At 52.7% G+C, this 25311-nt stretch carries 27 protein-coding genes; 9 read left to right on the top strand and 18 right to left on the bottom strand.

Annotated elements, in window-relative coordinates:
* Positions 1-73: 73 nt before the first annotated feature.
* The 8 genes from hmpA to lnt all read right to left on the bottom strand — a co-directional run bounded on the left by hmpA (position 74) and on the right by lnt (position 8562).
* On the bottom strand, positions 74-1282 hold the full coding sequence (gene hmpA, locus LG202_RS08260; protein WP_230347908.1) for an NO-inducible flavohemoprotein: 1209 nt from the start codon (positions 1280-1282) through the stop codon (positions 74-76).
* A gap of 83 nt (positions 1283-1365) precedes the next feature.
* A complete protein-coding gene (locus LG202_RS08255) occupies positions 1366-1815 on the bottom strand; it encodes an RrF2 family transcriptional regulator (protein ID WP_230347907.1) in 450 nt (149 codons plus the stop codon).
* Positions 1816-1920: 105 nt separating this feature from the next.
* Entirely contained in the window at positions 1921-2631 is a 711-nt protein-coding gene (locus LG202_RS08250; protein WP_230347906.1) for a M48 family metallopeptidase, read from the bottom strand.
* Positions 2631-3341, bottom strand: coding sequence for a lysophospholipid acyltransferase family protein (locus LG202_RS08245; protein WP_230347905.1), 711 nt, complete (start codon positions 3339-3341; stop codon positions 2631-2633). Before LG202_RS08245 ends, LG202_RS08250 begins: the two co-directional genes overlap by 1 nt.
* 3 nt (positions 3342-3344) lie before the next feature.
* Positions 3345-3887: a D-glycero-beta-D-manno-heptose 1,7-bisphosphate 7-phosphatase gene (gene gmhB, locus LG202_RS08240; RefSeq protein WP_230347904.1), complete on the bottom strand. Its 543-nt coding sequence runs from the start codon at positions 3885-3887 to the stop codon at positions 3345-3347.
* A 31-nt stretch (positions 3888-3918) separates the two neighbouring features.
* The gene (gene glyS / locus LG202_RS08235) at positions 3919-6021 is read right to left on the bottom strand and encodes a glycine--tRNA ligase subunit beta (protein WP_230347903.1); all 2103 of its coding nucleotides are present in this window, start codon (positions 6019-6021) and stop codon (positions 3919-3921) included.
* Positions 6018-6956 (bottom strand): glycine--tRNA ligase subunit alpha, encoded by a 939-nt coding sequence (gene glyQ, locus LG202_RS08230; protein ID WP_230347902.1) that lies wholly within the window; start codon positions 6954-6956, stop codon positions 6018-6020. Before glyQ ends, glyS begins: the two co-directional genes overlap by 4 nt.
* A 112-nt stretch (positions 6957-7068) precedes the next feature.
* Positions 7069-8562, bottom strand: a complete 1494-nt coding sequence (gene lnt / locus LG202_RS08225; RefSeq protein WP_230347901.1) for an apolipoprotein N-acyltransferase — start codon at positions 8560-8562, stop codon at positions 7069-7071.
* A 125-nt stretch (positions 8563-8687) separates the two neighbouring features.
* On the opposite strand from lnt, the gene mscL reads away from it, so the two are divergent.
* Together mscL and LG202_RS08215 are read left to right on the top strand one after the other, a co-directional pair.
* Positions 8688-9107, top strand: coding sequence for a large conductance mechanosensitive channel protein MscL (gene mscL, locus LG202_RS08220; RefSeq protein WP_230347900.1), 420 nt, complete (start codon positions 8688-8690; stop codon positions 9105-9107).
* A gap of 288 nt (positions 9108-9395) precedes the next feature.
* A complete protein-coding gene (locus LG202_RS08215) occupies positions 9396-11111 on the top strand; it encodes a methyl-accepting chemotaxis protein (RefSeq protein ID WP_230347899.1) in 1716 nt (571 codons plus the stop codon).
* 66 nt (positions 11112-11177) lie between these two features.
* On the opposite strand, the gene LG202_RS08210 is transcribed toward LG202_RS08215, so the two are convergent.
* The 5 genes from LG202_RS08210 to miaB form a co-directional block, all read right to left on the bottom strand.
* Positions 11178-11552 (bottom strand): hypothetical protein, encoded by a 375-nt coding sequence (locus tag LG202_RS08210; protein WP_230347898.1) that lies wholly within the window; start codon positions 11550-11552, stop codon positions 11178-11180.
* A 97-nt stretch (positions 11553-11649) separates the two neighbouring features.
* Positions 11650-12510 (bottom strand): HlyC/CorC family transporter, encoded by an 861-nt coding sequence (locus tag LG202_RS08205; protein ID WP_230347897.1) that lies wholly within the window; start codon positions 12508-12510, stop codon positions 11650-11652.
* Positions 12511-12519: 9 nt separating this feature from the next.
* On the bottom strand, positions 12520-12972 hold the full coding sequence (gene ybeY, locus LG202_RS08200; RefSeq protein ID WP_230347896.1) for an rRNA maturation RNase YbeY: 453 nt from the start codon (positions 12970-12972) through the stop codon (positions 12520-12522).
* 3 nt (positions 12973-12975) lie between these two features.
* The gene (locus tag LG202_RS08195; RefSeq protein WP_230347895.1) at positions 12976-13956 is read right to left on the bottom strand and encodes a PhoH family protein; all 981 of its coding nucleotides are present in this window, start codon (positions 13954-13956) and stop codon (positions 12976-12978) included.
* An 8-nt stretch (positions 13957-13964) separates the two neighbouring features.
* Positions 13965-15293, bottom strand: coding sequence for a tRNA (N6-isopentenyl adenosine(37)-C2)-methylthiotransferase MiaB (miaB, locus tag LG202_RS08190; RefSeq protein WP_230347894.1), 1329 nt, complete (start codon positions 15291-15293; stop codon positions 13965-13967).
* 227 nt (positions 15294-15520) lie between these two features.
* On the opposite strand from miaB, the gene cysG reads away from it, so the two are divergent.
* A complete protein-coding gene (gene cysG, locus LG202_RS08185; protein ID WP_230348080.1) occupies positions 15521-16924 on the top strand; it encodes a siroheme synthase CysG in 1404 nt (467 codons plus the stop codon).
* Here cysG and LG202_RS08180 read toward each other — a convergent pair.
* Positions 16845-18173, bottom strand: a complete 1329-nt coding sequence (locus LG202_RS08180; RefSeq protein ID WP_230347893.1) for an ATP-binding protein — start codon at positions 18171-18173, stop codon at positions 16845-16847. The two genes, cysG and LG202_RS08180, sit on opposite strands and share 80 nt — an antisense overlap.
* Before the next feature lie 48 nt (positions 18174-18221).
* Positions 18222-18950: an osmolarity response regulator transcription factor OmpR gene (gene ompR / locus LG202_RS08175; RefSeq protein WP_230347892.1), complete on the bottom strand. Its 729-nt coding sequence runs from the start codon at positions 18948-18950 to the stop codon at positions 18222-18224.
* Positions 18951-19178: 228 nt separating this feature from the next.
* Between ompR and LG202_RS08170 the strand changes: the two genes are divergently transcribed.
* From LG202_RS08170 to LG202_RS08160, 3 genes are all read left to right on the top strand, one after another.
* The gene (locus LG202_RS08170) at positions 19179-19850 is read left to right on the top strand and encodes an EF-hand domain-containing protein (RefSeq protein ID WP_230347891.1); all 672 of its coding nucleotides are present in this window, start codon (positions 19179-19181) and stop codon (positions 19848-19850) included.
* Positions 19851-20077: 227 nt separating this feature from the next.
* On the top strand, positions 20078-20290 hold the full coding sequence (locus tag LG202_RS08165; RefSeq protein WP_230347890.1) for an osmotically-inducible lipoprotein B: 213 nt from the start codon (positions 20078-20080) through the stop codon (positions 20288-20290).
* A 176-nt stretch (positions 20291-20466) separates the two neighbouring features.
* Positions 20467-21594, top strand: coding sequence for a GNAT family N-acetyltransferase (locus LG202_RS08160; RefSeq protein WP_230347889.1), 1128 nt, complete (start codon positions 20467-20469; stop codon positions 21592-21594).
* Positions 21595-21619: 25 nt separating this feature from the next.
* Here the strand turns inward: LG202_RS08160 and ybaL are convergent, their stop codons facing one another.
* Entirely contained in the window at positions 21620-23287 is a 1668-nt protein-coding gene (gene ybaL, locus LG202_RS08155; protein WP_230347888.1) for a YbaL family putative K(+) efflux transporter, read from the bottom strand.
* 275 nt (positions 23288-23562) lie between these two features.
* Between ybaL and LG202_RS08150 the strand changes: the two genes are divergently transcribed.
* Genes LG202_RS08150 through LG202_RS08140 form a run of 3 tightly spaced genes read left to right on the top strand, consistent with a single transcriptional unit; the run spans position 23563 to position 24505 of the window.
* Positions 23563-24042, top strand: coding sequence for an SRPBCC family protein (locus LG202_RS08150; protein ID WP_230347887.1), 480 nt, complete (start codon positions 23563-23565; stop codon positions 24040-24042).
* A 13-nt stretch (positions 24043-24055) separates the two neighbouring features.
* Positions 24056-24253, top strand: coding sequence for a hypothetical protein (locus LG202_RS08145; protein ID WP_230347886.1), 198 nt, complete (start codon positions 24056-24058; stop codon positions 24251-24253).
* 12 nt (positions 24254-24265) lie between these two features.
* Positions 24266-24505 (top strand): hypothetical protein, encoded by a 240-nt coding sequence (locus LG202_RS08140; protein ID WP_230347885.1) that lies wholly within the window; start codon positions 24266-24268, stop codon positions 24503-24505.
* 5 nt (positions 24506-24510) lie between these two features.
* On the opposite strand, the gene LG202_RS08135 is transcribed toward LG202_RS08140, so the two are convergent.
* Positions 24511-24771, bottom strand: coding sequence for a hypothetical protein (locus tag LG202_RS08135; RefSeq protein WP_230347884.1), 261 nt, complete (start codon positions 24769-24771; stop codon positions 24511-24513).
* A 119-nt stretch (positions 24772-24890) separates the two neighbouring features.
* Entirely contained in the window at positions 24891-25229 is a 339-nt protein-coding gene (locus tag LG202_RS08130; protein WP_230347883.1) for a hypothetical protein, read from the bottom strand.
* Positions 25230-25311: the final 82 nt, after the last annotated feature.

Genomic DNA, 25311 nt, shown 5'->3' with positions numbered 1-25311 from the left:
GTGTCATCATCAAAGCATCGGCAGGATTGTTCCCGCCGATGATGTCAATTTAATACCTGAGTTTTTTACAATCTTAAAGCAAGTGATCCAGCAGGTCGGGTCCAAATACTTCCCGATGTATGCGCTGTGGTTCCACGCCAGCATTAAGTAATTGTGTGCGTTGTGCCTGCATGAACCCGAGTGGGCCACACATGTAGATATCTGCCGTTTGTAAAACTTGCGGCCATAAAGTGGTGATATCCATCAGTCCCTGATGTACACCACCTATGCCACCATGAGCACCTTCTAGCGTTTCATAGAATAAAGCTGTCGAGAGTGAGGACATGCGGCTCTTGGTTTCTTGCAAATCTAACCCATGGCTTTGCCAAGCTGGGCTACGTGTGGCATGAGCGAAGAACACTGGGCGCTGTGGTGCCAAGTCGCGGACGGTATTGAGCATGGATAGCATAGGGGTAATGCCGATGCCCGCGGAGAGCAATACCAGTGGTTGTTCGCTCGCGATAGGGTCTAACACGAAGTCGCCAAATGCAGGTGTCACCTGCAACAAGTCGCCGACTTCGACCTCATCATGTAGCCAATTGGAGAGGCGGCCTTGTGGTTTGCCCGTATCTTGCTCACGCTTGATTGAGATGCGCCACCATGGTGCTGCTGTGGAATCCGACAAGCTGTATTGTCTAAGTTGTTTGCAACGACCTTCGTCAAACTGCATTTCTACGCTGACGTATTGTCCAGGCAGAAAATCTCCAGGCTTACGGCCATCTGGATGTTGCAAGTAAATTGAAACAATATGTTCTGACTCAAATACTTTGCGGGCAACCTTGAGTGGCATTAACGCGCCTGCCGTGGTGGCGGTCGTGGCGTAGAGCGTCTTTTCTTCCTCAATGAGTAGGTTCGCCAGCAACCAATAAGCCTCGCCCCATGCCGCTAGCAATTCATCCGTCGCAGCATCTCCCAGTACCTGCTTGATAGCCCCCAGCAAGTGTTCGCCGACAATGGGGTAGTGTTCAGGCTTGATACCTACGGCGGCATGTTTGTGCACGATGCGTTTAACCACGGGGGCCAGTGCAGCAGGATTGTCGATATTGGCAGCATAAGCAAACACGGCAGACGCCAGCGACTGTTGCTGGATGCCGCTGGCCTGGTTGCCCATATTGAACAGGTTCTGCAGTTCTGGGTGGCTACCCAGCATATTCTGATAGAAGGCCTTGGTGATCGTCAGGCCGTGCTCGCGTAACACTGGGACGCTGGCTTCAATATATGGGCGGGCGGTGGCAGAAAGCATAGTGGCTCCTTATGTTGTATATAAAATGAAACAATTAATGCAGAAAAAAAGCGATCAATCGCACAGTTTTTTTCTATCCATGATCAATGTAACTCGGCCAAATGATGTTGCTGTAGCCTGATGATTACATCGGCGGTATGGTCGTGGATCACGTCTGCGAGGGTATAGGTGTCCATGTGTTCGTAAAAAGCATTCAATCCTAAGTCCAGGGCATGCTTGAGGCCGCATTGACCTTTGAGTGGGCAGGGCGGCTCCTGGCAGTTCACCAGCGAAGTGCTGCCTTCCAGTATTCGGATTGCCTGCCCAAGGCGCAATGAGGCTGGGTTGATGCCAAGGCGCAAGCCACCATTGGGGCCGCGTGTTGTCTGAATCCAGCCAGTTTTATTGAGAAAGGTGACGACCTTGATCAGGTGATTACGCGGAATATTGAATTGCGTGGCGATTTCACTGATGGTGATAGGCTTGTCGCGTTCATATTGGGAAACGTACATCAATACGCGTAAGCCAAGATCGGTGAATTTTGTTAGTTGCATGTCACGCAGTATAAGATTGTTTATTTTTATATGCAACAATAAAGGCAGCAAGAATTTAAAGGCTGATGGAGGAACACAAGCGCTGAGTTGGCCAGAGCGCTTGGCTTAGCCAAGGCGATACAGGGCTTGAGAGCAGTCCTTCAAGCCTTGTTCTGCGGCTGGATAGTCCGGGTAAATCTTGGCGACAACAGCCCAGAAGCGTGCGGAGTGATTCATCTCGCGTAAATGAGCAAGCTCATGCGCGATGACATAATTAATTAATGCAGGTTGCGCCTGTATCAAGCGCCAGTTCAGCCTGACCTCACGCCTGGAGTTGCAGCTGCCCCATCGAGTCTTCGCATTAGAGAGAAAGAGAGCGGGCGTTGGTTCGCCAAGTTTGGCAGCCAGAATGTGCAGACGCCTAGCAAAGTCCAGCATGGCCTCTTTTTGCAGCCAATGAATGACCTTGCGTGCGATCATGACTTGGTCATGGATGTTGCTCGTCGCAATTTGTAAGGTATTGCCCTCACGCTTGGGCTGGCTATTGCGTGTGGATGGGAGGATACGCAAGATGAGTGGCTGGCCAAGTAATTGCAGCTCTGCACCATCTTGCCAACTGAATGCAGGCAAGGTGGCAGCTTGCCTGGCCTTGAGCTTGGTGCTGATCCAGCGGGCTTTACTACGAAGCAAGGCCTCAAGGTCAGCCTGGCGGATCCGTAAGGGGGCATGCACAACCAGGCCATCTGTCGTGATCTTCATGCCAATCGTTCGCCGGGCGCGGCGCTCAAGCAGGTAGGGGATGTTCTCCCCATTGGGTAATGCTAGGGTGTGCTGCATTATTTGCGGTCCAGCAACAACATTTCCTGTTCTATCCAATCCTCGACACGTTGATTGAGCGCATCAGCCTTGATGCCTGCTGTTTCAATAGGCTTGCCTATGCTTAGCGTAATTGTGCCTGGGCGCTTGAGGAAGGAGTTTTTGCCCCAGTATTCCCCCGCGTTGTGTGCCACGGGAACCACTGTGCTCTTGCTATGAGTCGCCAGCCAGGCACCACCAATGTGGTATTTTCCGCGAGTACCTGGAGCGACGCGGGTGCCTTCGGGGAAAATCACGACAAAGAATCCTTGTTGCAGGCGCTCCTTACCCTTGGCGACCAATTGCTTGAGCGCTTCTCGTCCGGCAGCACGGTTAATTGCGATCGGGGAGGTGAGTGCCAAACCCCAGCCAAAAAAGGGAATCCACAGTAACTCACGCTTAAGCACCCAGACCTGCGGCGGGAAAATCTGTTGCAGTGCCAGGGTTTCCCAGGCGGATTGGTGTTTGCAGAGGATAACGCTGGGGTGGTCTGGAATATTCTCGCGACCAATCACCCGGTAGCGCAAACCGCAGGTGATGCGTAGCCACCAGAGCATGCTGCGTGCCCAGCCGCTGATGAGGATGTAGCGGGTTCGGCGTGGTAAGGGAAATGTGAGTAGTGAGAGTGTGGTGAATATAGGGGTGAATATCCACATCCCGACTGCATAAAGAAACGATCGAATATAAATCATGGATTAACCAAGTTCGGTAGTAATGCGGCGCGCAGCCTCGGCCAGGTCGTCGCAGACCCAGGTGTTATCGGGCATGCCACCGGCAGCCAGGGTTTTCTCGCCTTTGCCGGTGCGTACCAAGATGGTTTGCGCACCGAAAGCGGCGCTGGCTTGGAGGTCGCGCAGCGAATCTCCCACGCTGGGAACGCCTTTGAGGTCCATGCCGAAGCGCTTGCTGATTTCTTCTATCATGCCGGATTTTGGCTTGCGGCAATTGCAGTTGGCATCGGCAGCATGCGGACAATAAAACAATGCATCAATGCGACCGCCGAACTGCGCGAGTGCTTTGTGCATTTTGTCGTGAATGGCATTGAGCGTCGCCATGTCGAACAGGCCACGCCCGATGCCTGACTGGTTGGTGGCTAGCGCCACGCGGTAGCCGCGTTGATTGAGCAGGGCGATAGCCTCTAGGCTGCCAGCGATGGGCTTCCATTCGTCCGGACTCTTGATGAATTGGGCACTGTCGTGGTTGATCACCCCGTCACGGTCAAGAATGACAAGTTTCATGATGGTTCCCGCTTAGGCTGCAATGACACGATTATGCCGCGAGCCTGGACAAATCGGCTACCTGATTCATGGCCTGGTGCAAGGTGGCAAGCATAGCCAGGCGGTTGGACTTCAAGGCTGGGTCGTCGGCATTGACCATAACATGATCAAAGAAGGCATCCACAGGGGCCTTTAGCGCTGCCAGTGCCTTGAGTGACTCGGTATAGTTACCAGCGGCAAAGGCTTGCTGTGCCTGTGGCTGTACTTGCCCCAGGGCTTGTGCCAATGCCCGCTCTGCATCTTCCTGCAACAAGGCAGGGTTGATGTTGGGTTCGATAATTCCTTCTGCTTTCTTGAGGATATTGCCGACACGCTTGTTAGCGGCCGCCAGGCTGGGAGCCTCGGTTAGCGCTGCAAAGGCTTGCACGGCATTGAGGCGCTTGAAAATATCTGCGATCAATTGCGGCTTCAAGGCCAGCACTGCCTCGACTTCCTGTGCGCTATGGCCTGCATCGCGCAGATTACCTGCCAGGCGGTCATAGATAAATTCATCCAGTGCCTGTAAGGTGGCGTCACGGTCAAACTGGTGCTGGAACACTGACAGGGCTTGTGCCAGCAGGGTATCTAGCCCAAGCGCAATATTGCCATCATTGAGCAGGCGCAGGATGCCAATCGCATGGCGGCGCAGCGCAAATGGATCTTTCTCGCCTGTTGGTTTTTCACCAATGCTGAACATGCCGACCAGGGTTTCCAGCTTGTCAGCTAGCGCGACAACCAGGCCAACGCGATTGCGTGGCAACTCGTCGCCAGCAAAACGCGGCCGGTAATGATCCTCAATGGCATAGGCGATGTCGTCACTCAAGCCTTCGTGCTGGGCGTAGTAACGTCCCATGATGCCTTGTAGCTCGGGGAATTCCCCCACCATATCTGTGACGAGGTCAGCCTTGGCTAGCTGTGCTGCTTGTGAGGCTTGCGCTGCAAGTGCAGGGTCACCAAGTGCGGTGGCGATCAGGTTGGCGATACCGCTAACGCGGGCGATGCGCTCGCCCTGCGAGCCCAACTTGTTGTGATAAACCACCTTGCCCAGGCCGGGAATACGTGACTCCAGGGTTTTCTTGCGATCCTGCTCGAAGAAGAACTTGGCATCGGCCAGGCGTGGGCGCACCACACGCTCATTGCCACCGATGACGGCGCTGGGGTCGGCCGGGCTGATGTTGGAGACAATGAGGAACTGGTTAGTGAGCTTGCCTTGCGCATCCAGTAGCGGGAAATACTTCTGGTTAGCCTTCATGGTCAAGATCAGACATTCTTGCGGTACCGCAAGGAATTCGGCTTCAAACTGGCCGACCAACACATTGGGGCGCTCAACTAGGGCAGTGACTTCGTCCAGCAAAGCTTCATCTTCGATCGGGCGCAGATGGAGTTTGCTGGCAGCGGCTTCCAGCTGACGTGTAATCTCGTCGCGGCGTTCCTTGAACCCGGCAATCACGGCACCATCTTGCTGTAATTGCTCAGCGTAGCTATCAGCATTGCGCAGCATGATGGGGTTTTGTGTGGCTTCAAAACGATGGCCTTGGGTTTGGTTGCCAGCGGTCAAGCCCAGGGTGTTGAGCGGGATAATCTCGCTGCCATGCAATGCGACCAAGCCATGCGCCGGACGTACAAAGTTGACGTTGCTCCAGCCATCTTGCAGTTGATAAGTCATCACCTTGGGGATAGGCAGCTTGGCAATCGCTTCATCCAATGCCTTCTGCAAGCCTTCGGGCAAGGTGGCTCCGGCAACGGTGAGGTCAAGAAACAGCACTTCTGCCTTGCCATCGTGCTCGCGTTTAAGTTGATTGACTACACTAGCATCTGCACCCAGTGCAGCCAGTTTTTTCAATAATGCAGGTGTAGCGTTGCCGTCAGCATCCAGGCCTACACTTGCTGGCATAAGCTTCTGTGCTACAGCCTTGTCATCAGCCTTGGCGGCAACATCGGTGATATGCACTGCCAAGCGGCGCGGCGATGCATAAGGGGTAATGGCTGAACTGGCGGCAGTCAACCCTTGGGTCTGCAAGCTATCGAACAGGGTTTGGGAAAATGCTTGTCCCAGTTTGTTCAGGGCCTTGGGAGGCAGTTCTTCAACGAATAATTCTACGAGTAGGTTGCTCATGCTGCTGCTTTCTTTGCCAGTTCTGCCAATACTTCATCTGCCCATTCCTTGGGCGCCATCGGGAAGCCGAGGCGGGCACGGCTGTCGAGATAACTTGCAGCAACGGCGCGTGCCAGATTACGGATGCGGCCGATATAAGCAGCACGCTCGGTGACAGAAATCGCACCGCGAGCGTCCAGCAGGTTGAAGGTATGGGCTGCTTTGAGCACTTGCTCATAGGCTGGTAGTGCAAGCTTGTGCTCCATGAGTTCCTGCGCCTTCTTTTCGTGGGCATTGAAGGCGGTGAACAGGAAATCAGCGTCGCTGTGTTCGAAGTTATATGTGGATTGCTCCACCTCGTTCTGGTGGAAAACATCACCGTATTTGAGATCAGGCGCGCCATTAATACCCTTGGAATAAATCAGGTCGTAGACGTTTTCTACGCCTTGCAGGTACATGGCCAGGCGCTCCAGACCATAGGTGATTTCCCCTGTGATGGGGCGACAGTTGATGCCTCCCACTTGCTGGAAATAAGTGAATTGCGTGACTTCCATGCCATTGAGCCAGACTTCCCAGCCCAGGCCCCAAGCACCCAGCGTTGGATTTTCCCAATCGTCCTCAACGAAGCGGATGTCGTTTTTCTTCAGATCGAAGCCCAATGCCTCCAGTGAGCCCAGGTACAGCTCCAGGATATTGTCGGGCGCGGGTTTGAGCACCACCTGGAACTGGTAATAGTGTTGCAGGCGGTTTGGGTTCTCACCATAGCGGCCATCCTTGGGGCGGCGGCTGGGCTGTACATAGGCGGCTTTCCATGGCTCCGGGCCAAGTGCGCGCAAGAAGGTGGCGGTATGTGAAGTACCAGCCCCCACCTCCATGTCATAGGGTTGCAGCAGCGCGCAGCCCTGTTTGTCCCAGTATTGCTGCAGGGTCAGGATGATCTGTTGAAAAGTCAGCATGTTGTATTAACTATTTGTCTGAATTGGGTTTGTTAGCGCGCTTTAGCGTGTGTGATGGCCAATAGTTCATCGCGTAAGCAAAGCGTGCAAAAGGGCTTGATTTTACTTCTTTTTAGGGCGCGGCAAAAGGCCGGGCGCGATAGCGCCATAAAAGACCCAGTGCCGTAAATAAGAGCACCAATATTGGCCAGTTACCCCAGCGGACATAAGGTGTCGTACCCTGATAACTCTGTGCTTCACCTTCCAATATCATGGTGGTGAAGTGGGGGGCATGGGCTGCCAGCGTGCCATCGGGCCGGATAATGGCGGTGGCGCCAGTATTGGTGGCGCGTAGCATCATGCGCGCGCTTTCTATGGCGCGGGCTTGGGCAATCTGCAAATGCTGGTAGGCAGCGAACGAATCGCCATACCAGGCATCGTTGCTGGTATTCACCAATAGGCCAGCCTCGGGCAATTGCAGGATGATTTCCTCACCAAATACGTCTTCGTAACAAATATTGATCGCAACGGATTGCCCAGCAATGTGCATCGGACGTTGCTGGAAACCGCCGCGCGACATATCAGTGAGCGGGATGTCCAGCCAGTTTTCATAGACCCAGCCAAACACTTTTTTCAGCGGAATGAATTCACCGAAAGGCACCAGGTGGGTCTTGCGGTAGGCTTGTTGCGGCGAGGTGCCCAGGCTCAGCATGCTGTTGTAAAACTGATCATGCTCATGTTCAACTGTGCCAATGAGGATGTCGCCGCCTTGTTGCCGTGCATGGTCAGCCAATTGTTGCAGGTAGTCAGCTGGCAACTGGCTGGAAATTAGCGGGAAGGCGGTTTCGGGCAGGATGATGAGTTTTGCCTGGGTTTGCAGGGTCATGTCCAGGTAGCGTTGCAGGGTTTCGCGTAGCGTCTGGTTTTCCCATTTAAGGTCCTGCGTAATATTGCCTTGTAGCAAGGCAACGGAAATCGGTGCTCCTGTAGGTGTGCTCCATTGCGGCAGCTTCAATAGCCCACCGGCGAGCCATAGCACGATCAGCAAGGAGGCACTGCGTGCCATCATCACGTGCTGTTGCCTATGCAAGACAATCGAAGCAAGCAGGCTGGCGCTGATAACGGTGGCTATTGATACACCATGGATGCCCAACACAGGGGCAAAGCCAGCCAAGGGGCTACCAGGGATTTGCGAATAACCTGATAGCAACCAGGGAAATCCGGTGAATATCCAGCCTCTTACCCATTCACTTAATACCCATAATATCGGGATGCTGAGCCATAGCTTGCCTAGTTTCTGGGCTGCCCAGCCAGTAGCGGCGGGAAACAGGGCCAGGAACAGGCTCAGCATGACGGTAGCGAATACTGCCATGGCTGCGGGCATGCCGCCAAAATCATGCAGGCTGATATAGATCCAGTAGATGCCGACTCCAAACAAGCCTAGCCCGAACGCCAGGCCTAGCCACCAGGCTTGCGCCGGAGTTGCAGATTTATGCCACAGGTAAATCAGGCCCGCTATCCCGGCGATCGTGGCTGGGTAAGCATAGAAAGGCGCAAAGCCAATGACGCTGAATGCGCCTGCAAGCAGGGCAAGGAAATGAGCTAAGCCTAAGCGCGGAAGTTTCAAGTAAGCCTCGGGGGTAGTAAACTGGACGGGAGTTTGCTGTTTATTGCATTATAGCGGCTCGAACTGGTATCAGGCATGCGGCATGCATGCGCTACTCAAACTGGCTGTTTTTGATGGGAGATAATATGTTTAAAGAATTCAAAGCGTTTGCGATGCGCGGCAATGTGGTCGACATGGCGGTGGGTATCATCATCGGCGCGGCTTTTGGCTCTATCGTGAAATCTCTGGTGGATGATGTGATCATGCCGCCGATTGGGTTGTTGCTCGGTAACGTGGATTTCAGCAACTTGTTTATTGTGCTCAAGGATGGCGCTGAAGTTGCGCCTCCCTACGCCTCGGTAGCAGCAGCTCATGCTGCGGGTGCCGTGACGCTGAATTATGGTTTGTTCATTAATGCCGTCGTTAGTTTCCTCATTGTGGCGTTTGCTGTGTTCCTGCTGATTCGTGCGATCAATAAGCTTAAGACAGCTGAAGAGCCTGCGCCAGCGGCTACGCCGGAAGATATCCTGCTGTTGCGTGATATTCGTGATGCATTGAAAAAATAATCCTCATTCTGTACGTGATCTAAGGCGATGTTTTCATCGCCTTTTTTATTGCCCGTGACGGGCGGATGCCTGCTTTATTGCAGTGGCGGGATTAAAGATTACGACTTTTTCGTCGTTCCCAATTGAGAGACTGCATGAGCCTGGTGATGGGGTTAGTAAATAACTTAGCGCTTATCAGTTTGCTACATGAGGGCGAAATGGTATTGATGCAGGGAGTACCGGCAAGCATTTGCTAAATGCTGTGTTGATAATGTGCGCCAGCGATATGAAAAGAATGGGAGTCATAGCATGAAATTTTCGGATTGGAAGGTGGGAACGAGATTAGGCGCGGGGTTTGCAGTCATTTTGTTCTTGCTGATAAGCATCGTTGGGATGGGCGTAATGCAACTCTCTGTCGTGGGCAAGACTGCGAAGCAGGTGACGGCGGACGAATTGCCAAAAGAGCGACTGGCACAAGAGTGGCTATCAAATGTGAAGCAGAATGGCATCCGCATTTATGCGGCATTGATGATGCAGGACGCTGTCATGGTGGACATGTATAAAAAGCAGATTGCAGAGACAGTCGAGATCAATAACGAACTGAGTCGAAAGCTGGAGTCCTCTATTTCCAACCCCGAAGCTAAACTCAAGTTCGCTGATGTCCAGGAAAAATTCAAGGCATTCGCCAGCCGCCGAGATGAGCTGATGAACTTGCGTGACCAGCGGGCAATTGATGCTGCCACCATGGAGCAAAGGATCAGGATGGAACTCCTGCCAGCGCGTGAGGTTTATTTTGCCGCGATTGAGGATTTTGTTGCTTTTGAGCGGGGTGTTATCGATGCTGCCGGTAATCAGATACAGGATGTGAAAAACTCCAGTAGTTTATGGTTCCTGATATTGGGGGCGATTGCTTTGGGTGTAGGTATATTCAGCGCGTTGCGTCTTTCCCAAGGCATTACCCGCCCGATTGCGGATGCAGTGAAGTTGGCAGAGACGGTGGCATCAGGCGATCTGACGGCAACGGTCAAGGCGAGCTCCAAGGATGAAATTGGCCAGTTATTACAAGCATTGGGCAAGATGAATGATAACTTGGCCAAGATTGTGGCCGATGTCCGGCATGGGACAGAGTCTATTGCAACCAGTGCAGGTGAAATTGCCAATGGCAATCTGGATTTGTCATCCCGCACCGAGGAGCAGGCCAGTTCACTGGAGGAAACGGCGTCTGCCATGGAAGAGTTGACCTCTACCGTGAAGCAGAATGCTGATAATGCAAGGCAGGCTAACCAGCTCGCTGTTAGTGCTTCCAGTGTGGCAGTGCAAGGTGGGCAAGTGGTGGATCAGGTGATTAGCACAATGGGCACTATCACCGAGTCTTCCAAACGGATATCTGACATCATCGGAGTGATTGATGGTATTGCCTTCCAGACCAATATCTTGGCATTGAATGCTGCGGTAGAGGCCGCGCGTGCAGGAGAGCAGGGGCGTGGATTCGCGGTGGTAGCAAGTGAGGTGCGGAATTTGGCGCAACGCTCTGCCAATGCGGCCAAGGAAATTAAAGGCTTGATAACAGATTCGGTCGAGAGTGTGGAAGCTGGTAGCAAGCTGGTGGCACAGGCTGGAGCGACGATCAGCGAAGTGGTGGAAAGCGTACGTCGAGTAACAGATATCGTCAGTGAAATCAGCGCTGCAAGTGCGGAGCAAAGTACCGGTATTGAGCAGATCAACCAAGCTGTGGTGCAAATGGATGAGGTTACACAGCAGAATGCCGCGCTGGTGGAAGAAGCTGCGGCTGCTTCACAGGCAATGCAGGATCAATCCAACAAGTTGGAGCAATTGGTGAGTGTGTTCAAGGTGAACGGTGGGCAAGCTCGAACCGTGACTGAGCATGCGCCGAAACCGCGACCAAAGCCTGTGGCTGTGCATAAGCCCAAGCCTAAACTGGTTGCCTCTACTGTTAAAGCAGTGGGCAATGCAGGGGCGGGTGCAGCGGCTGTGGTCGCAGGAGATGAGTGGACCGAATTCTAGAGATTATTTTCCCGATAAAGCAAAAGCCGGATTGATTCCGGCTTTTTTATTGAATGGGCATTCGATCTAAAGATCAGGTGTGAAGTGGCTGGGTGCGGCGGCGTCCTTGCCATCATGGTTCATGAAAACTACCATCACGACATTGTCACCGACGAAATCGAGTTCGGTGGTCTGGTAATAGCTGCCTGCTAAGTCGGTATTGATGTAATGGTATTGCCAGACCGAGGCCATCAGTTCATCAGTACCTGGACGATGATAATCCTTCTTGCTAGCGGGCTCGCCAAACTGGGCAATGATGGAGGCTTTGTCAAACTGATGGATGTTCTCGATAAACTCAGTTTCAGCAGTCGGTATAGGTGTGTTTGACTGAGGTTGATGCTCCTCTGCCAACACCGGGGAAGAAAATAGCGGTAACAACAGGGTAAGCCACACGATGCGCATCACGTTACTCCCTATCGAGGGTATCAGTCTATTTTGATAAGTGTTTTGATCTAAAGTTCCTGATTCAACAAGGTGTTATAGCTGAATTTGTAACTTTCTATATCTCATTTTCCGTGTGTGTTGGCGGAGTGATTTCAATAAGTAGAGAGTAGACGCGTCGGCTATCCGCGCGTAGTACTGTGACGTTGAGATCATCGAAGCTTACTTCCTCACCGCGCTTGGGCATGTGCTGGAATTTGCTGACGACCAAGCCGCCAATGGTAGAAAACTCTTCATCGCTGAGTGAGGTACCAAGAATCTCATTGAAGTCGGCAATTTCGGTCAGTGCTTTGACGCGATAGCGTCCATGCGCATCCTGAATAATGTTGTCTTCGTTTTCGTCTTCGTCAAATTCGTCTTCGATGTCACCAACGATCTGCTCCAGCACATCCTCAATCGTCACCATGCCCGCGACACCGCCGTACTCATCAACAACGATAGCGATATGGTTACGATTGCTGCGGAATTCCTTCAGGAGCACATTCAGGCGCTTGGATTCTGGGATGAAGACGGCGGGGCGCAATATCTCGCGTACGTCAAAATCCTTGCCGCTGTAGAAGCGCAGTAGATCCTTAGCGAGCAGGATGCCGATGACGTCATCCTTGTTTTCGTCAATCACTGGGAAGCGCGAGTGTGCAGCCTCAATGACGAAGGGGATGAATTTCTCAGGCGGGTCAGTGATGTCGATGACATCCATTTGCGAGCGCGGGATCATGATGTCGCGCACCTGCATCTCGGAAACCTGTAGTACCCCCTCGATCATGGAAAGGGCGTCGGCATCAAGGAGGCTGTTTTCGTAGGCAGTGTGGAGTTGTTCGATGAGTTGCTCGCGGTCTTCTGGTTCGCGTAGCAGGAAGTTGGTCAGGCGTTCCAGCCAGTGTGGTTTGTCGTTGGAACTACGTTTGTCGGGTTCTGCCATGATGATGGGTTAAGACTTCTGTTTTTCTGATAAATAAGGGTCGACATAGCCAAGCTGCACCATGATGAAGGATTCTATCGACTCCATCAGTTCCGCCTGCGCCTCTTCTTCGTGGTCGTAGCCGTGCATGTGCAGTATGCCATGCACGGTGAGATGTGCATAATGCGCTTCTAGGCTGATGCCTTGTTCTTGAGCTTCCTTTTCCACCACTGGAGCACAAAGAATAATGTCGCCGATCAGCCAGGGTTCTTCCGTCAGCGGAAATGTCAGTACATTGGTCGCGTAGTCTTTACCACGATAATCACGATTGAGCGTGCGTCCTTCTTCCTCGTCAACGATGCGCAAGGTCGCTTCGGTATCTACGCGCAAGGTGGTCCGCGCCCATTTGCGGAATTGCTTCTCGCTGGGGACGCTGTTGTTGCTTTCGGTGGCGTATTGCACGCTCATGGCGAGCTTGGGCATGACTTATTCCCTGCTTGCTTCAGGCTTGGTGGAATTGGGTTGTGCATGGCGCTCGCTATCGTAGCGCTCGTAGGCATTGATGATCTTTTGTACCAAGGGGTGGCGCACGACGTCTTCTGAAAGGAATTGTGAGAAGGCAATACCGCGTACATCCTTGAGCACTTTTTGCGCTTCTACCAGGCCGCTTTTCTGGCCGCGTGCGAGGTCGATCTGGGTGACATCGCCGGTAATCACCGCCTTGGTGCCGAAGCCGATGCGGGTGAGGAACATCTTCATCTGTTCTGGCGTTGTGTTCTGGGCTTCATCCAGGATGATGAAGCTCTGGTTCAGGGTGCGACCGCGCATATAAGCCAGTGGGGCAACCTCAATCGCACCGCGCTCGAACATCTTGTTGACCGAGTCATAGCCGGCTAAGTCGTATAGCGCATCGTAAAGTGGGCGCAGGTAAGGGTCGACTTTCTGCGAAAGGTCGCCGGGCAAAAAGCCAAGTCGCTCGCCCGCTTCCACAGCAGGGCGCACTAGGACGATGCGCTTGACGCGGTCTCGCGTCATGGCGTCAATCGCGCTGGCGACGGCGAGATAAGTTTTGCCCGTGCCTGCAGGGCCGATGCCGAAAGTAATATCGAAATCCTGAATTTGCTGCAAGTAGCTAACCTGGCGCGGTGTGCGGCCATGTAAATCTTGGCGGCGCGTCATCAGTGTAGGCATGGGGGTGGCAACCTGGTCGGCAGGTAGGCGATCAAGCTCCACCAAGCCCAATTGGATTTCCTCTAGGCTGATGGGTTTGCCTGCCCGTTCGTAATAGTTTTCAACCAGTTGGGCAGCCAGCCGAGTGTTGCCCAACGCACCAGAGAAGCGGAAATACGCGCCACGTCGCGAGATACCGACATCCAGTGCATCTTCTATCTGTTTGAGGTTTTCATCCAGCGCACCGCACAGATTGGCCAGGCGCAGGTTGTCTTCAGGGTGTAAGGTAAGCTCCACAGGCAGTCCTATATCAGCTCGCCGCGCAAGGTATGCGAGGCTGCCTCGGTAATTCGTACATTGACGAATTGGTTGATTAGTGTCGCATCGCCGGGGAAATTGACGATGCGGTTATTGTCGGTACGCCCTGCAAGCTCGCTGGTACTCTTGACAGAGACGCTTTCGATCAGTACTCGTTGCACACTGCCAACCATGGCCTGGCTAATGGCTTTGCCCTGTTCTTCATTGAGCGCTTGCAAGCGTAGGAGGCGTTCTTGTTTTTCATCGGCACTGCATTCATCGGGCAGGTAAGAGGCAGGTGTGCCTGGGCGGGGGCTGTAGGTAAAGCTGAAGCTGAAATCAAAGCCCACATCACGCATCAGTTTCATGGTGGCGGCAAAATCTTGCTCGGTTTCACCGGGGAAGCCGATGATGAAGTCGGACGTGATGCAGATATCCGGCCTTGCCGCACGCAGCTTGCGAATGACGGATTTGTACTGCAAGGCGGTGTAGTTGCGCTTCATGTTCATGAGCACGCGGTCTGACCCGGCCTGCACCGGCAGATGCAGGTGCGACACCAGCTTGGGGATGCGCGCATAGCAGTCTATCAAGGCAGGCGTCATCTCGTTCGGGTGCGAGGTGGTATAGCGGATGCGTTCGATCTCGGGGATTTCCGCGAGATACTCGAGCAATAGGGCTAGGTCGGCAGCTTCACCCTCAGCTGTTTGGCTGCGATAGCCATTGACGTTTTGTCCGAGGAGGGTGATTTCCTTGACACCTTGCTCAGCAAGCTGGATCGCCTCAGTGAGGATGTCGTCAAATGGGCGCGATACCTCGTCTCCGCGCGTATATGGCACGACGCAGAACGTGCAGTATTTGCTGCAGCCCTCCATGATGGAGAGAAAAGCCGCTGCGCCTTCCACGCGCGGCGGCGGTAGGTGGTCGAATTTTTCCACCTCGGGGAAACTGATGTCCACCTGTGCAATGCCAGTCTTGCGCTTGGATTGGATCATGTCCGGCAGGCGGTGCAGGGTTTGCGGGCCGAAGACGACATCCACATATGGAGCGCGGGCAACGATGCTTTCGCCTTCTTGGCTGGCAACGCAGCCGCCTACGCCAATCACCAGGTTGGGGTTCTTTTCCTTGAGCGGGCCGAAGCGGCCAAGGTGGCTGAACACTTTTTCCTGCGCCTTTTCGCGTACAGAGCAGGTATTGAGCAGGATAACGTCGGCTTCTTCGGGGTTTTCCGTGGTTTGCATGCCTTCGGCTGCATGCAGCATATCCAACATGCGTGATGAGTCATACTCGTTCATCTGGCAACCAAAGGTTTTGATAAAGACTTTTTTAGGCGGATTCATACAGCGGGTCAAACTGCGCTCAAAGCGAGGGAAGGGCGAAAGATAGGCGATGCAGGCTGCAAAATAGCGTAAGAAAAACAGTAGGGTAAGGCTTTATTTTAGCGTAGCTGCTGCGGAAAGCCAATCATAGCGTCGTTTCATTACCAATTTATCTGACCGTTGTTGTTGCCATGCGCTCGTGCTCTGTGTCGTCACGCCTACATTGAAAATGGAATAAAATGGCGCGCATGGAAACATTGCCTATCTTCATGAAAGTACAAAGCCGCCCTTGCCTGGTAGTTGGGGGCGGCGAAGTCGCTAGCCGTAAAGTCAACTTGCTGGAAAAGGCAGGGGCGAGTATCACGGTGGTTGCCCCTGATCTGCATCCCGAGTTGCAACAATTGCTAGTGGATAGCCACATTCGTCATCTGCAGGCCGTGTTTGATCCTGCTCAGCTGGATGGCGTCATGATCGTGATTGCCGCGACTGATGATGCCGAGGTCAATCGTGCGGTTTCTCAAGCAGCGCAGGCACGTAATATTCCGGTGAACGTGGTGGATGCGCCAGAGTTATGTACTTTCATCGTACCTTCGATTGTGGATCGTTCCCCTTTGCTAGTGGCGGTGTCCAGCGGCGGAGCAGCGCCCGTACTGGCGCGTATGCTGCGTACGCGCATTGAGACCATGATCCCCGCCACTTATGGCCGCTTGGCAGCGTTTGCTGCTGAATTTCGCGATGCCGTGAAACGTCGCTTTTCTACTAGCCAGCAGCGGCGTATTTTCTGGGAAGATGTATTTCAGGGGGCGGTTGGTGAGTTGGTATTGTCAGGGCAGGAGCCAGCAGCGCGTCATGCCATGGAGCAAGCGCTGGCTGGTGATGGGGAGTTGCATCATGGCGAGGTGTATCTGGTTGGTGGTGGGCCCGGTGATCCAGATTTACTGACTTTTCGGGCTTTGCGACTTATGCAGCAGGCGGATGTTTGCGTTTATGACAAGCTGGTGAGTCGGGAAGTGATGGAGCTGGTGCGGCGTGATGCGGAGTTGATCTATGTCGGTAAGTCGCGCGACCAGCATACTTTGCCCCAGGAGGATATTAACCAGCTATTGGTGCGTCTTGCCCAGGAGGGTAAGCGCGTACTGCGGTTGAAAGGTGGCGATCCGTTTATTTTTGGCCGAGGTGGCGAAGAAATCGAAACCCTCATGGAGCATGGTATTCCCTTCCAGGTGGTGCCTGGCATTACTGCTGCCAATGGCGTATCGAGTTATGCCGGAATTCCGCTGACGCATCGGGATTATGCCCAGTCATGCTTGTTCACTACAGGGCATCTCAAGGATGGCTCCGTTGATCTGGATTGGACGGCATTGGTGCGTCCTAAGCAAACTGTGGTGATTTACATGGGCTTGGTGGGGTTGTCGGAAATTTGCCGCCAGCTGGTGCAGCATGGTGCGCCTCATAGCATGCCTATCGCGATCATTCAGCAGGGCACTACCCAACGGCAACGTGTGGTAGAGGGTACATTGGAGACATTGCCAGGGTTGGTGGAGCAAGCAGGGCTAAGAGCGCCGTGCCTGATTATTGTCGGCGAGGTTGTGCGTTTACGCGAAAAGCTTGCTTGGTTTGCGCCGTCACCTGAGGCTGAATCGGCAAGGTAAGCCGTGCTTCCAGCCCGCCCTGTGGTCGGTTGAGCAGGGTGAGCTGGCCTTTATGCAACTTGGCGATACGATCAGAAATTGCCAACCCCAGTCCACTGCCACTCTTGTTGCCGCGGGCCGTATCCAGGCGCTCGAATGGGCGCAGTAACCTTTCCATCTGTGAAGCTGGAATGCCGGGGCCGTTATCCAGTACGCTGAGAATGATGTTGCCTGCCGTAATGCGCGTCATGACCGTCACATCGCCGCCGCCATAGGCGAAGGCATTGTCGATCAGGTTGGTGAGCAGGCGCTGCATGGCTAGGGGACGCACGGGGATGAGGTGGGTAGGTGCCAGGGAGACCGTCAGCTTGCGGCCAGCACGAATATGGCGATCAGCAATGGAAGTGAGTAAGGCGTTGAGGTCCATCATTTGCGTGGGCTCACCCTCAATCCCACGGACAAAATCCAGGAACTGGTGAATGATGCTATCCATATCGCCAATATCCTGGATCATGCCTACTTTCAGGCTGGCACAATATTCATCTGGCAACATTTCCACGGAAAGCCGCAAGCGCGCAAGCGGTGTGCGCAGATCGTGTGAAATCCCCGCTAGCAGCAGTGTGCGCTCGTTATCGAGCCGTACCAGGGCCTCGGTCATTTCATTGAAGGTGCGGCTCACCTCGCGTAGCTCATGCGCGCCTTCTTCAGGCAAGGGCGGTGGGTACTCACCACTACTAAGCCGCCCTGCTGCCTTAACGAGCAGGCGTAAGGGGTGGTGAATGTTGGAGGCGATCAGGTAGGCACCCAGTAGTGACAGCATTATCACTAGCGCCCCCCAGCCTAGCCACTGCCAAGGAAATGGGCGATCGACCTGAATGCGCGGAATGACCACCCAGTAATCATCTTGCCCTAGGCTAAAGCTCACCCACAGGCCGGGGATGCCAAAATGGTTGAGGACTACCAAGGTGTCCTTGCCCAGGCGTTCGCGGATTTTCTCCGCGATCATGCGGATGAGGTGGTCATTGGGTAGCGGCTCAATTTCTTCCAGCATGTCCGCAGCATAAATACGTACGCCCTCGCGACCGGAAAGCTCAGAAAGCAAGGCTAGGCGGCGGTTTTCATGTGCAGCAAGCAACGAGGCACGTGTGTAGTTGACGACCGTGATCGCCTGAAGCGCCGCTGCCATTGCACGGGGCTCACTCTCAAAGTAGTCAAACAGCTTTAATGCTGCAAACTGCCCCGCTGCAAGCAGCAGGGCTATCAGCAGCATTACGCGTGCAAGAAGTGTACGTGGTAACAGGTTCACGAGGGGGTGACACTAGCTTTTCTGGGTTTCGCCATCGGGTACGAACACATAGCCAAATCCCCACATGGTCTGTAGATAACGAGGATGTGAAGGATCAGGTTCAATTAGGCGCCGCAGGCGGGAGACTTGTACGTCAATGCTACGGTCAAATACGTCCAGCTCTCGACCGCGCGCCAATTGCATGAGGCGGTCACGTGACAAGGGCTGGCGTGGGTGATCTACAAATACCTTGAGCAGGGCGAACTCACCGCTGGTGATGGTGACAGGGTCTCCATTCTTGGTCAGGGTGCGCGTCGAAGGGTCAAAGATGAAATCGCCAAAACTGATGTGATCCGCCTCTGCCACTGGGGTGCCAGGGGGCAGGCGGCTGTGGCGACGCAGCACTGCATTGATACGGGCAAGTAGCTCACGTGGGTTGAATGGCTTGGGTAAATAATCGTCAGCTCCCATTTCCAAGCCGATGATGCGGTCTATCTCGTCGCCACGGGCAGTCAACATGACGACAGGAATGGTGCTGCCATTGGCACGCAGGCGGCGGCAAATGGCAAGGCCATCTTCACCTGGCAACATGAGATCTAGTACCAGCAAGTCTACGTGCTCGTGGGCAAGCGCTTGATCCATTTCGGCAGCGTCAGACACTGCTTTGACGGAAAAGCCCTGTTCGCCTAAATAACGTTGCAACAACTCGCGCATACGCAAGTCGTCGTCCACCATTAATATTTTTTTCGGAGGTGTTTGCATAGCCATATTTTCTGCGGAAATAGGGGTCGATGAAAAGTATTATTTGCAAGGTTCCATACAATCATGCCGATTCTTGCCCTGCGCTTGTATTTAAGAGTGCATGCGAAGGAGAAGTGCGGCGCTTCTGATGTTACAAATTTTTACAATCACAAGTCGATATGAAACACTCAGTTTACATCAATGCGGGATGATGTCGCCTCATTCAGCTCTCACCTAGGGTGAGTTTGAATGGTTTCTGAGCTGTTGCGTCCCAATGTAGTACGCAAGGAAACAGGTAAGCTTAAAACAGAGGCGAGCGAATCATATGATCTTGCAAGTGTACGGTTTAGCTTTATGTTGATGCTGACAGATTTAGTTTGGCATCATAAGTTGGCATTAACGGCAGTTTTGCTGGGAGTTGCCAGTGTCGCCCATGCGGCAAATCTCCGCTATGCGAATGATGATATGGCTAGTGACACACAGGATGTGCCAACAGCGAATATTCATCAGACCTTGGATGCAAAAATTTCTGGTGAAGATCGTCAGCGCTTGAGGCGCGATCTTTACGAATACTCTCGTAATGTTGATGCTGCACACGCTCAGATAGAAGAGCGTAGGCGTGCCATGCGCCAGCGTATCATGGAACGATTTCAAGAGGCCGACAAAGATGGTAATGGGGTTATTTCCCGTGAAGAAGCGGTAGAGATGATCCCTCAGGTAGCGCGTCATTTCATGCAGTTCGACTTGAATGGTGATGGCGTGATTACAATGAACGAGCTTGAGACCATGCAGGCTCGTATTGCAGAGCGCCAGCACAAGGCGCTCGATAAGAAAGAAAAAGAGTTACAGGATGTAGTGGAGCCAGCGCCGTTGCATGATGTAAAAGAAATGAGTGCCGCAGTTCCTAAGCGAGCACTATGACCGAATTCCAATAATAATCTTCCTTGTGAACCACTTAAGCACTGCCTTGCCGGGACAGTGCTTTTCTTTTGTCTGTCATTAGCGACAATTTTGTCTTTATTTTGCTGTGTAATAGCAATATTGGTTTTTTAACTGATTGATTTTTATTGTTTATTAAAAATTGGCCTACTTTTTGCGAATTGGATCACGAACAGGCAGAGGCCTGGAATTTGCTAAGGAGTAAAAAAATGAATAAAACGATTGCAGGTGTATTGTTGGTATTGATGCTTAGCGGTTGTTCTGGCTTGTCTACGCGTCAAAAGAATGCCGCGACAGGTGCCGCGATTGGTGGTGTTGCAGGTGCGGTGCTGACAGGCGGAAGTTCTTTTGGCACGGTCGGTGGTGCTGCGATTGGTGGCGTGATTGGTCATGGGGTGGATTCTGTCGGTAAGCGCAAGTAGTGGCAGATTATTGAAGTGTCGTGATTGTGCGACACTTCAATGTGTGGGTCATGTTGTTGTTCTGAATCAGCTTGGCCCCGAGAAATAAATGGGTGAGTGCTATACATGCGCTGGGGGCATGATGATTGGCACTATAATGCAGCTTCTATGATGCATAGGTCGTAGGTGTGCTGGGGATGAAGATAGAGGCTGAATTTGTCGATGGCGTAAGTGGTCTTGATTGCGCACAATGGGATGCATTGACTGATGGTTCGCCATTACTCAGCCATGCTTTTCTGAGTGCCTTGGAGCAAAGTGGCTCGGTGGGTGAAGGTAGCGGTTGGCAACCTATGCCATTGGTACTTAAACGTGACGATAGCTTGCTTGGGGCCGTGCCTTTATATCTCAAGCAGCATTCTTACGGGGAGTATGTGTTTGACTGGTCGTGGGCAGAGGCCTATGCCCATCATGGTCTGGAATACTACCCCAAGCTGGTTGCTGCTGTACCTTTCACGCCGATTACAGGCACCCGCTTGCTTTCCCATGATCCTGTCCTGCAAAAGCGTATGGCGGAAATGTTGTGTGAAACAACGCAACACCTTCAGTTATCCTCTACCCATGTGCTATTCCCTGATGTGGAAAGCGCGCAAGCGTTGTCAGGTCCACAGTGGTTAAGGCGTCAGGGCGTACAGTTTCGCTGGGAAAACCAGGGCTTTTCCAGCTTTGACGCATTTCTCACGACCTTGTCGCATGACAAACGCAAGAAAATCCGTCAGGAGCGCAAGAAAGTCACTGGTGCCGGCGTGATTTGTCGGCGCTTGCGCGGGCATGAAATCGGTGAGCGTGAGTGGGATTTTTTCTATAAATGCTATATCAACACTTATCTTGAGCATCATTCCAGCCCTTACCTGACACAAGCATTTTTTCATGAGATAGGGCAGCGTCTGCCGGGCAATGTCATGATGGTGTTGGCCGAGCGTGATGGGCGCTATATAGCGGCTGCACTCAACCTTTATGATGCCCATTGCTTGTACGGGCGTTATTGGGGGGCATTGGCTTATGTGCCGAACTTGCACTTCGAGCTGTGTTATTACCAGGCGCAAGAATTTTGCATTGAGCAGGCTATCCACTTCTTTGAAGGTGGCGCACAAGGGGAGCATAAATTGGCACGGGGTTTCACGGCGCGGGAAACCTGCTCATTTCACTATTTGACTCATCCTGATTTCGAAGCTGCGGTTAGCCGTTTTCTGGCCCGTGAAGGGGCCGATATGTGCCATTACCAGCAAGAGCTGGATGAGCGCGCACCCTACAAAAAAGCTGATTAAATCGACACTGCCTTATATGGCATGCCTACCATTCCACGCCGGCACGTACCCAGTTGGCCATACCCTTGGCGATTTCCCGCTCCCCCATGATAGTGTAAGAAGCACCATGCTTTTCTAGGTGCTCAATCTGGGCGTCGGAGTGCGCACGCGCGACTACCTCAATTTGAGGATTTATTTTGCGTGCATGCTCAATAATCTGCCCCGCTTCCAAGGCATCGGGTATGGCAACCAGCAACCAGCGTGCAGACTTGAGGTTGGCTGCTTCCATCATGCCAGGTGCTGCGGCATTGCCACATAAGGCAGGCGTCCCTTGTTCGCGTAGCATCTGCACAACTTCAGGTTGGTCTTCCAGCACAATGAAGGGCTGATCCTGCTGGCGTAGTGACGCACCAACCAACTTTCCTACACGTCCATAGCCTACCAGGACAGCATGCGCATGGAGATAGGGGTAAGAGATGATGCGGGTGCCGCTTTCGCCCTTGAGAGGCTTCTTTTCTTCCCGGTTAAGTAGCCATGGTTTCAGGCGATCCAGCCACGCAAATAGCAGAGGATTGATGAGGATGGACAAGATGGCGCCGCTCAGAATGAGGTCGCGCCCGGTATCTGAAAGCAAACCTAGCGATGCTCCCAAGGAAGCAAGAATGAAAGAAAACTCGCCAATTTGCGCCAGGCTGGCCGAGATCGTCAAGGCTGTGCCTAATGGGTGACCGAAAGCGAGCACAATGGCATAAGCTGCCAAGGATTTGCCGAACACTATAATGAAGAGTGTCGCCAGAATCAGCCAGGGCTCGCGGATCAAGATGGAAGGATCGAACAGCATGCCGACCGAAACAAAGAACAGCACAGCGAAGGCATCACGTAGCGGCAAGGACTCTTCCGCCGCACGATGGCTGAGCTCAGATTCGCTCAAAATCATCCCTGCAAAGAAGGCACCCAGTGCAAAGGAAACGCCAAAAATATAGGTAGCACCTAGTGCAAAACCAAGAGCAATGGCAAGAACGGCCAGCCTGAATAACTCACGCGAGCCAGTGGCTGCGGTGCGGGCCAGCAACCAGGGGATCACTCGGCGCCCGACCAGTAGCATGACCGCCACAAACGCAATGACCTTGCCTATGGTCAAGGCCATGGTGTTGAATAGCTCTCCTCCATCCAAGCTACCTCCATTGCCGCCCAGCATACCGCTCAAGGCGGGAACCAGCACCAGAGTGAGCACCATGGCAATATCCTCGACAATCAGCCAGCCAATGGCTATTTGGCCTCGCTTGGTTTCGAGGATGCGTCTTTCTTGCAACGCTGTAAGCAAGACCACCGTACTGGCTGTGGAAAGGGCCAGGCCAAAAATCAGTCCTTCTCCTAATGGCCAGCCGATGGCTAATGCTAGAGAAAGACCAAGCAGTGTCGCGATGGCGATCTGTACGATGGCGCCGGGGATGGCAATTGATTTGACTGAGAGCAGGTCGCGTAATGAAAAGTGCAGGCCGACGCCAAACATCAGCAGGATAACGCCAATCTCAGACAGCTCGTGGGCGAGATTGGCATCGGCAACAAAGCCTGGTGTATAGGGACCAACAACGACACCGGCAAGCAAGTAACCAACGAGAGGAGGCATTTTCAGGCGATGGGCGATCATGCCAAACATAAAGGCAAGTACCAGTCCTCCGACGATGGTGGCAATGAGTGGCGTGTGCTCCATGGCGGGGGAAACCTTTCAAACTTGGCAGGAAATCAAATTGCTGGCCACACACCAAGTAATTGCGTCAGTGGTCTATGGATACTCCGAAATTAACTCAAGATTATGTCAGTGCGCAACTTTTTATATGAAACTAATTGAAGCCGAGATCTATATGATTTCTGCCTTGCCTAAAGACGTCGTTGGTTTTTCTGACATTTTTTTAGGAACAGGCCAACTCTTGCGTCTGGATTGCAAACTATACACTGATAGTTAAGTAATACGTTTGGAGCGCTGATATGCCCACGATTGAAACTAGCATAGACATCAAGGTTCCAGTGAATATTGCCTATAACCAGTGGACCCAGTTTGAAACCTTTCCCTATTTCATGCAGAGCGTGATTAACGTCAAGCAATTAGATGACAGGCATGTATGGTGGCTTGCTCAGGCAGATGGGCATGCTGTTGAGTGGGAAGCGGAAATTGTTGAGCAGGTGCTAGATGACTATATTGCCTGGCGTAGTGTCTCTGGCGTACATAATGAAGGTGTCGTGTCTTTCCTGCAGGTGGAGCCTCACTCTACCCGTGTGCGCCTGCAGATTGAGTATGAATGCGAGGATCGCGGTGATGAAGTCGCCAGTGATATTACTGGCATATTGGAGCGCAAAATTGCTGAAGATCTGGAGCGTTACCGTCAGATCTTGGAGTCTCGCAAACTGTCGGGAGACAGTTTGCACCGACAGATGACTGAGCGTGTTGGCTTGTCATCACGGTATTAGGTAGGGGGGTGCTATGGGATTGTTTATGGTGAATGTGCGCTCCAGGAGTCAAGATCAAGCTGGAGGACCACCTGTATGGCGCAATCAAGTGAATGCCTCCAACATTGAGGAAGCCTATCGTATAGGCAAGAGTCAATTTGAGTTGGAGTGTCCCGATCTAGCCAAGGAGGCCGTGACTATAGAGGCTGTATCAGAATATGTGGAAAAATAATATTCAATCGACATGGAAAGCCTAATTACCAAGCTGAAAACGCCTTCTCCTCATCATGAGGTGGAAATGGCGTTGAATGGTTTCGTTATCACACCGCGGGACTCAAGTGAGGGGGCTCTTGATGACTTTCAGCCTATCGTCGAGGAGGCGCTACATTATGCTGGAGACGATTATCAGGTGGTGGCTGTTCCTATTACTGATGCCGTTGGTAAATATGCCAGGGTTTACTTTAATCAGGTAACCGGGACTTGAGTCACCTACTGCTGGCAGAGGCTAAGCCACTTTTCTATGTATTGGTTGAGATATTCGCGGTCTCCATCCACGATATTGCCAATCACGCCTTGTTCCACTAGTTTCTCGCGCTGTTCTTGAATGCAAGTTGACAGCGCAGCCTTGTCGGGGTGCGACTCTACTACCGCTTTCATGAGGATGCGGTATTCAAGGCTTTCCAACGTACGTTGATTCAACTGCAGCGCCATCGCTTCGACCTGTGCTTGCAATATTGGAATTCTTTCCATGATGCATTCTTTCCAAATAATTCCCCGAAATAATCAACGAGCAGTATTTATGCAGTGCCGGCGGTATGTTCCGCCTGCATCTATTGTTACAAAATCGATACTCCCTGCCAACCACGTACCTAGCGAGGTGAGGGTGGTGATAGACATACCTCAGTGACTTGCAGGGTAAATTCACAGGGGGCCGAGGAAGACATCCATAAATGCTTATCTGCCGCGGCGCTGCATCCAGCATCCTCGATTAGTCCCTGATGGCCATCTTTGGTACAGACGAGTACCAGGGCATGTCTATCTTCGACTTTCACTCGTAATAGGCGATGCTGAAACGAGTTGAGTAATGTGGGGTCATGCGCTGTGGCCTGTTGCAGGATTTCTACTTCGCTCAAGGTGTTAACATCAGGTTCATATCTGACGGAGGCTTCTACAGCACTGCTAAGTTTGGTCAGGCGGGAGGCCTCCATGAGCATAGACTCCTCATGCGTGGTACGAATTGCGCTACATCCGCTAGTCAGTATCAGAGAGCTGACCAAAAGATATAAAGTA

Source organism: Methylobacillus methanolivorans (assembly GCF_054588515.1).
This window is presented reverse-complemented; position numbering and strand designations above follow the sequence as displayed.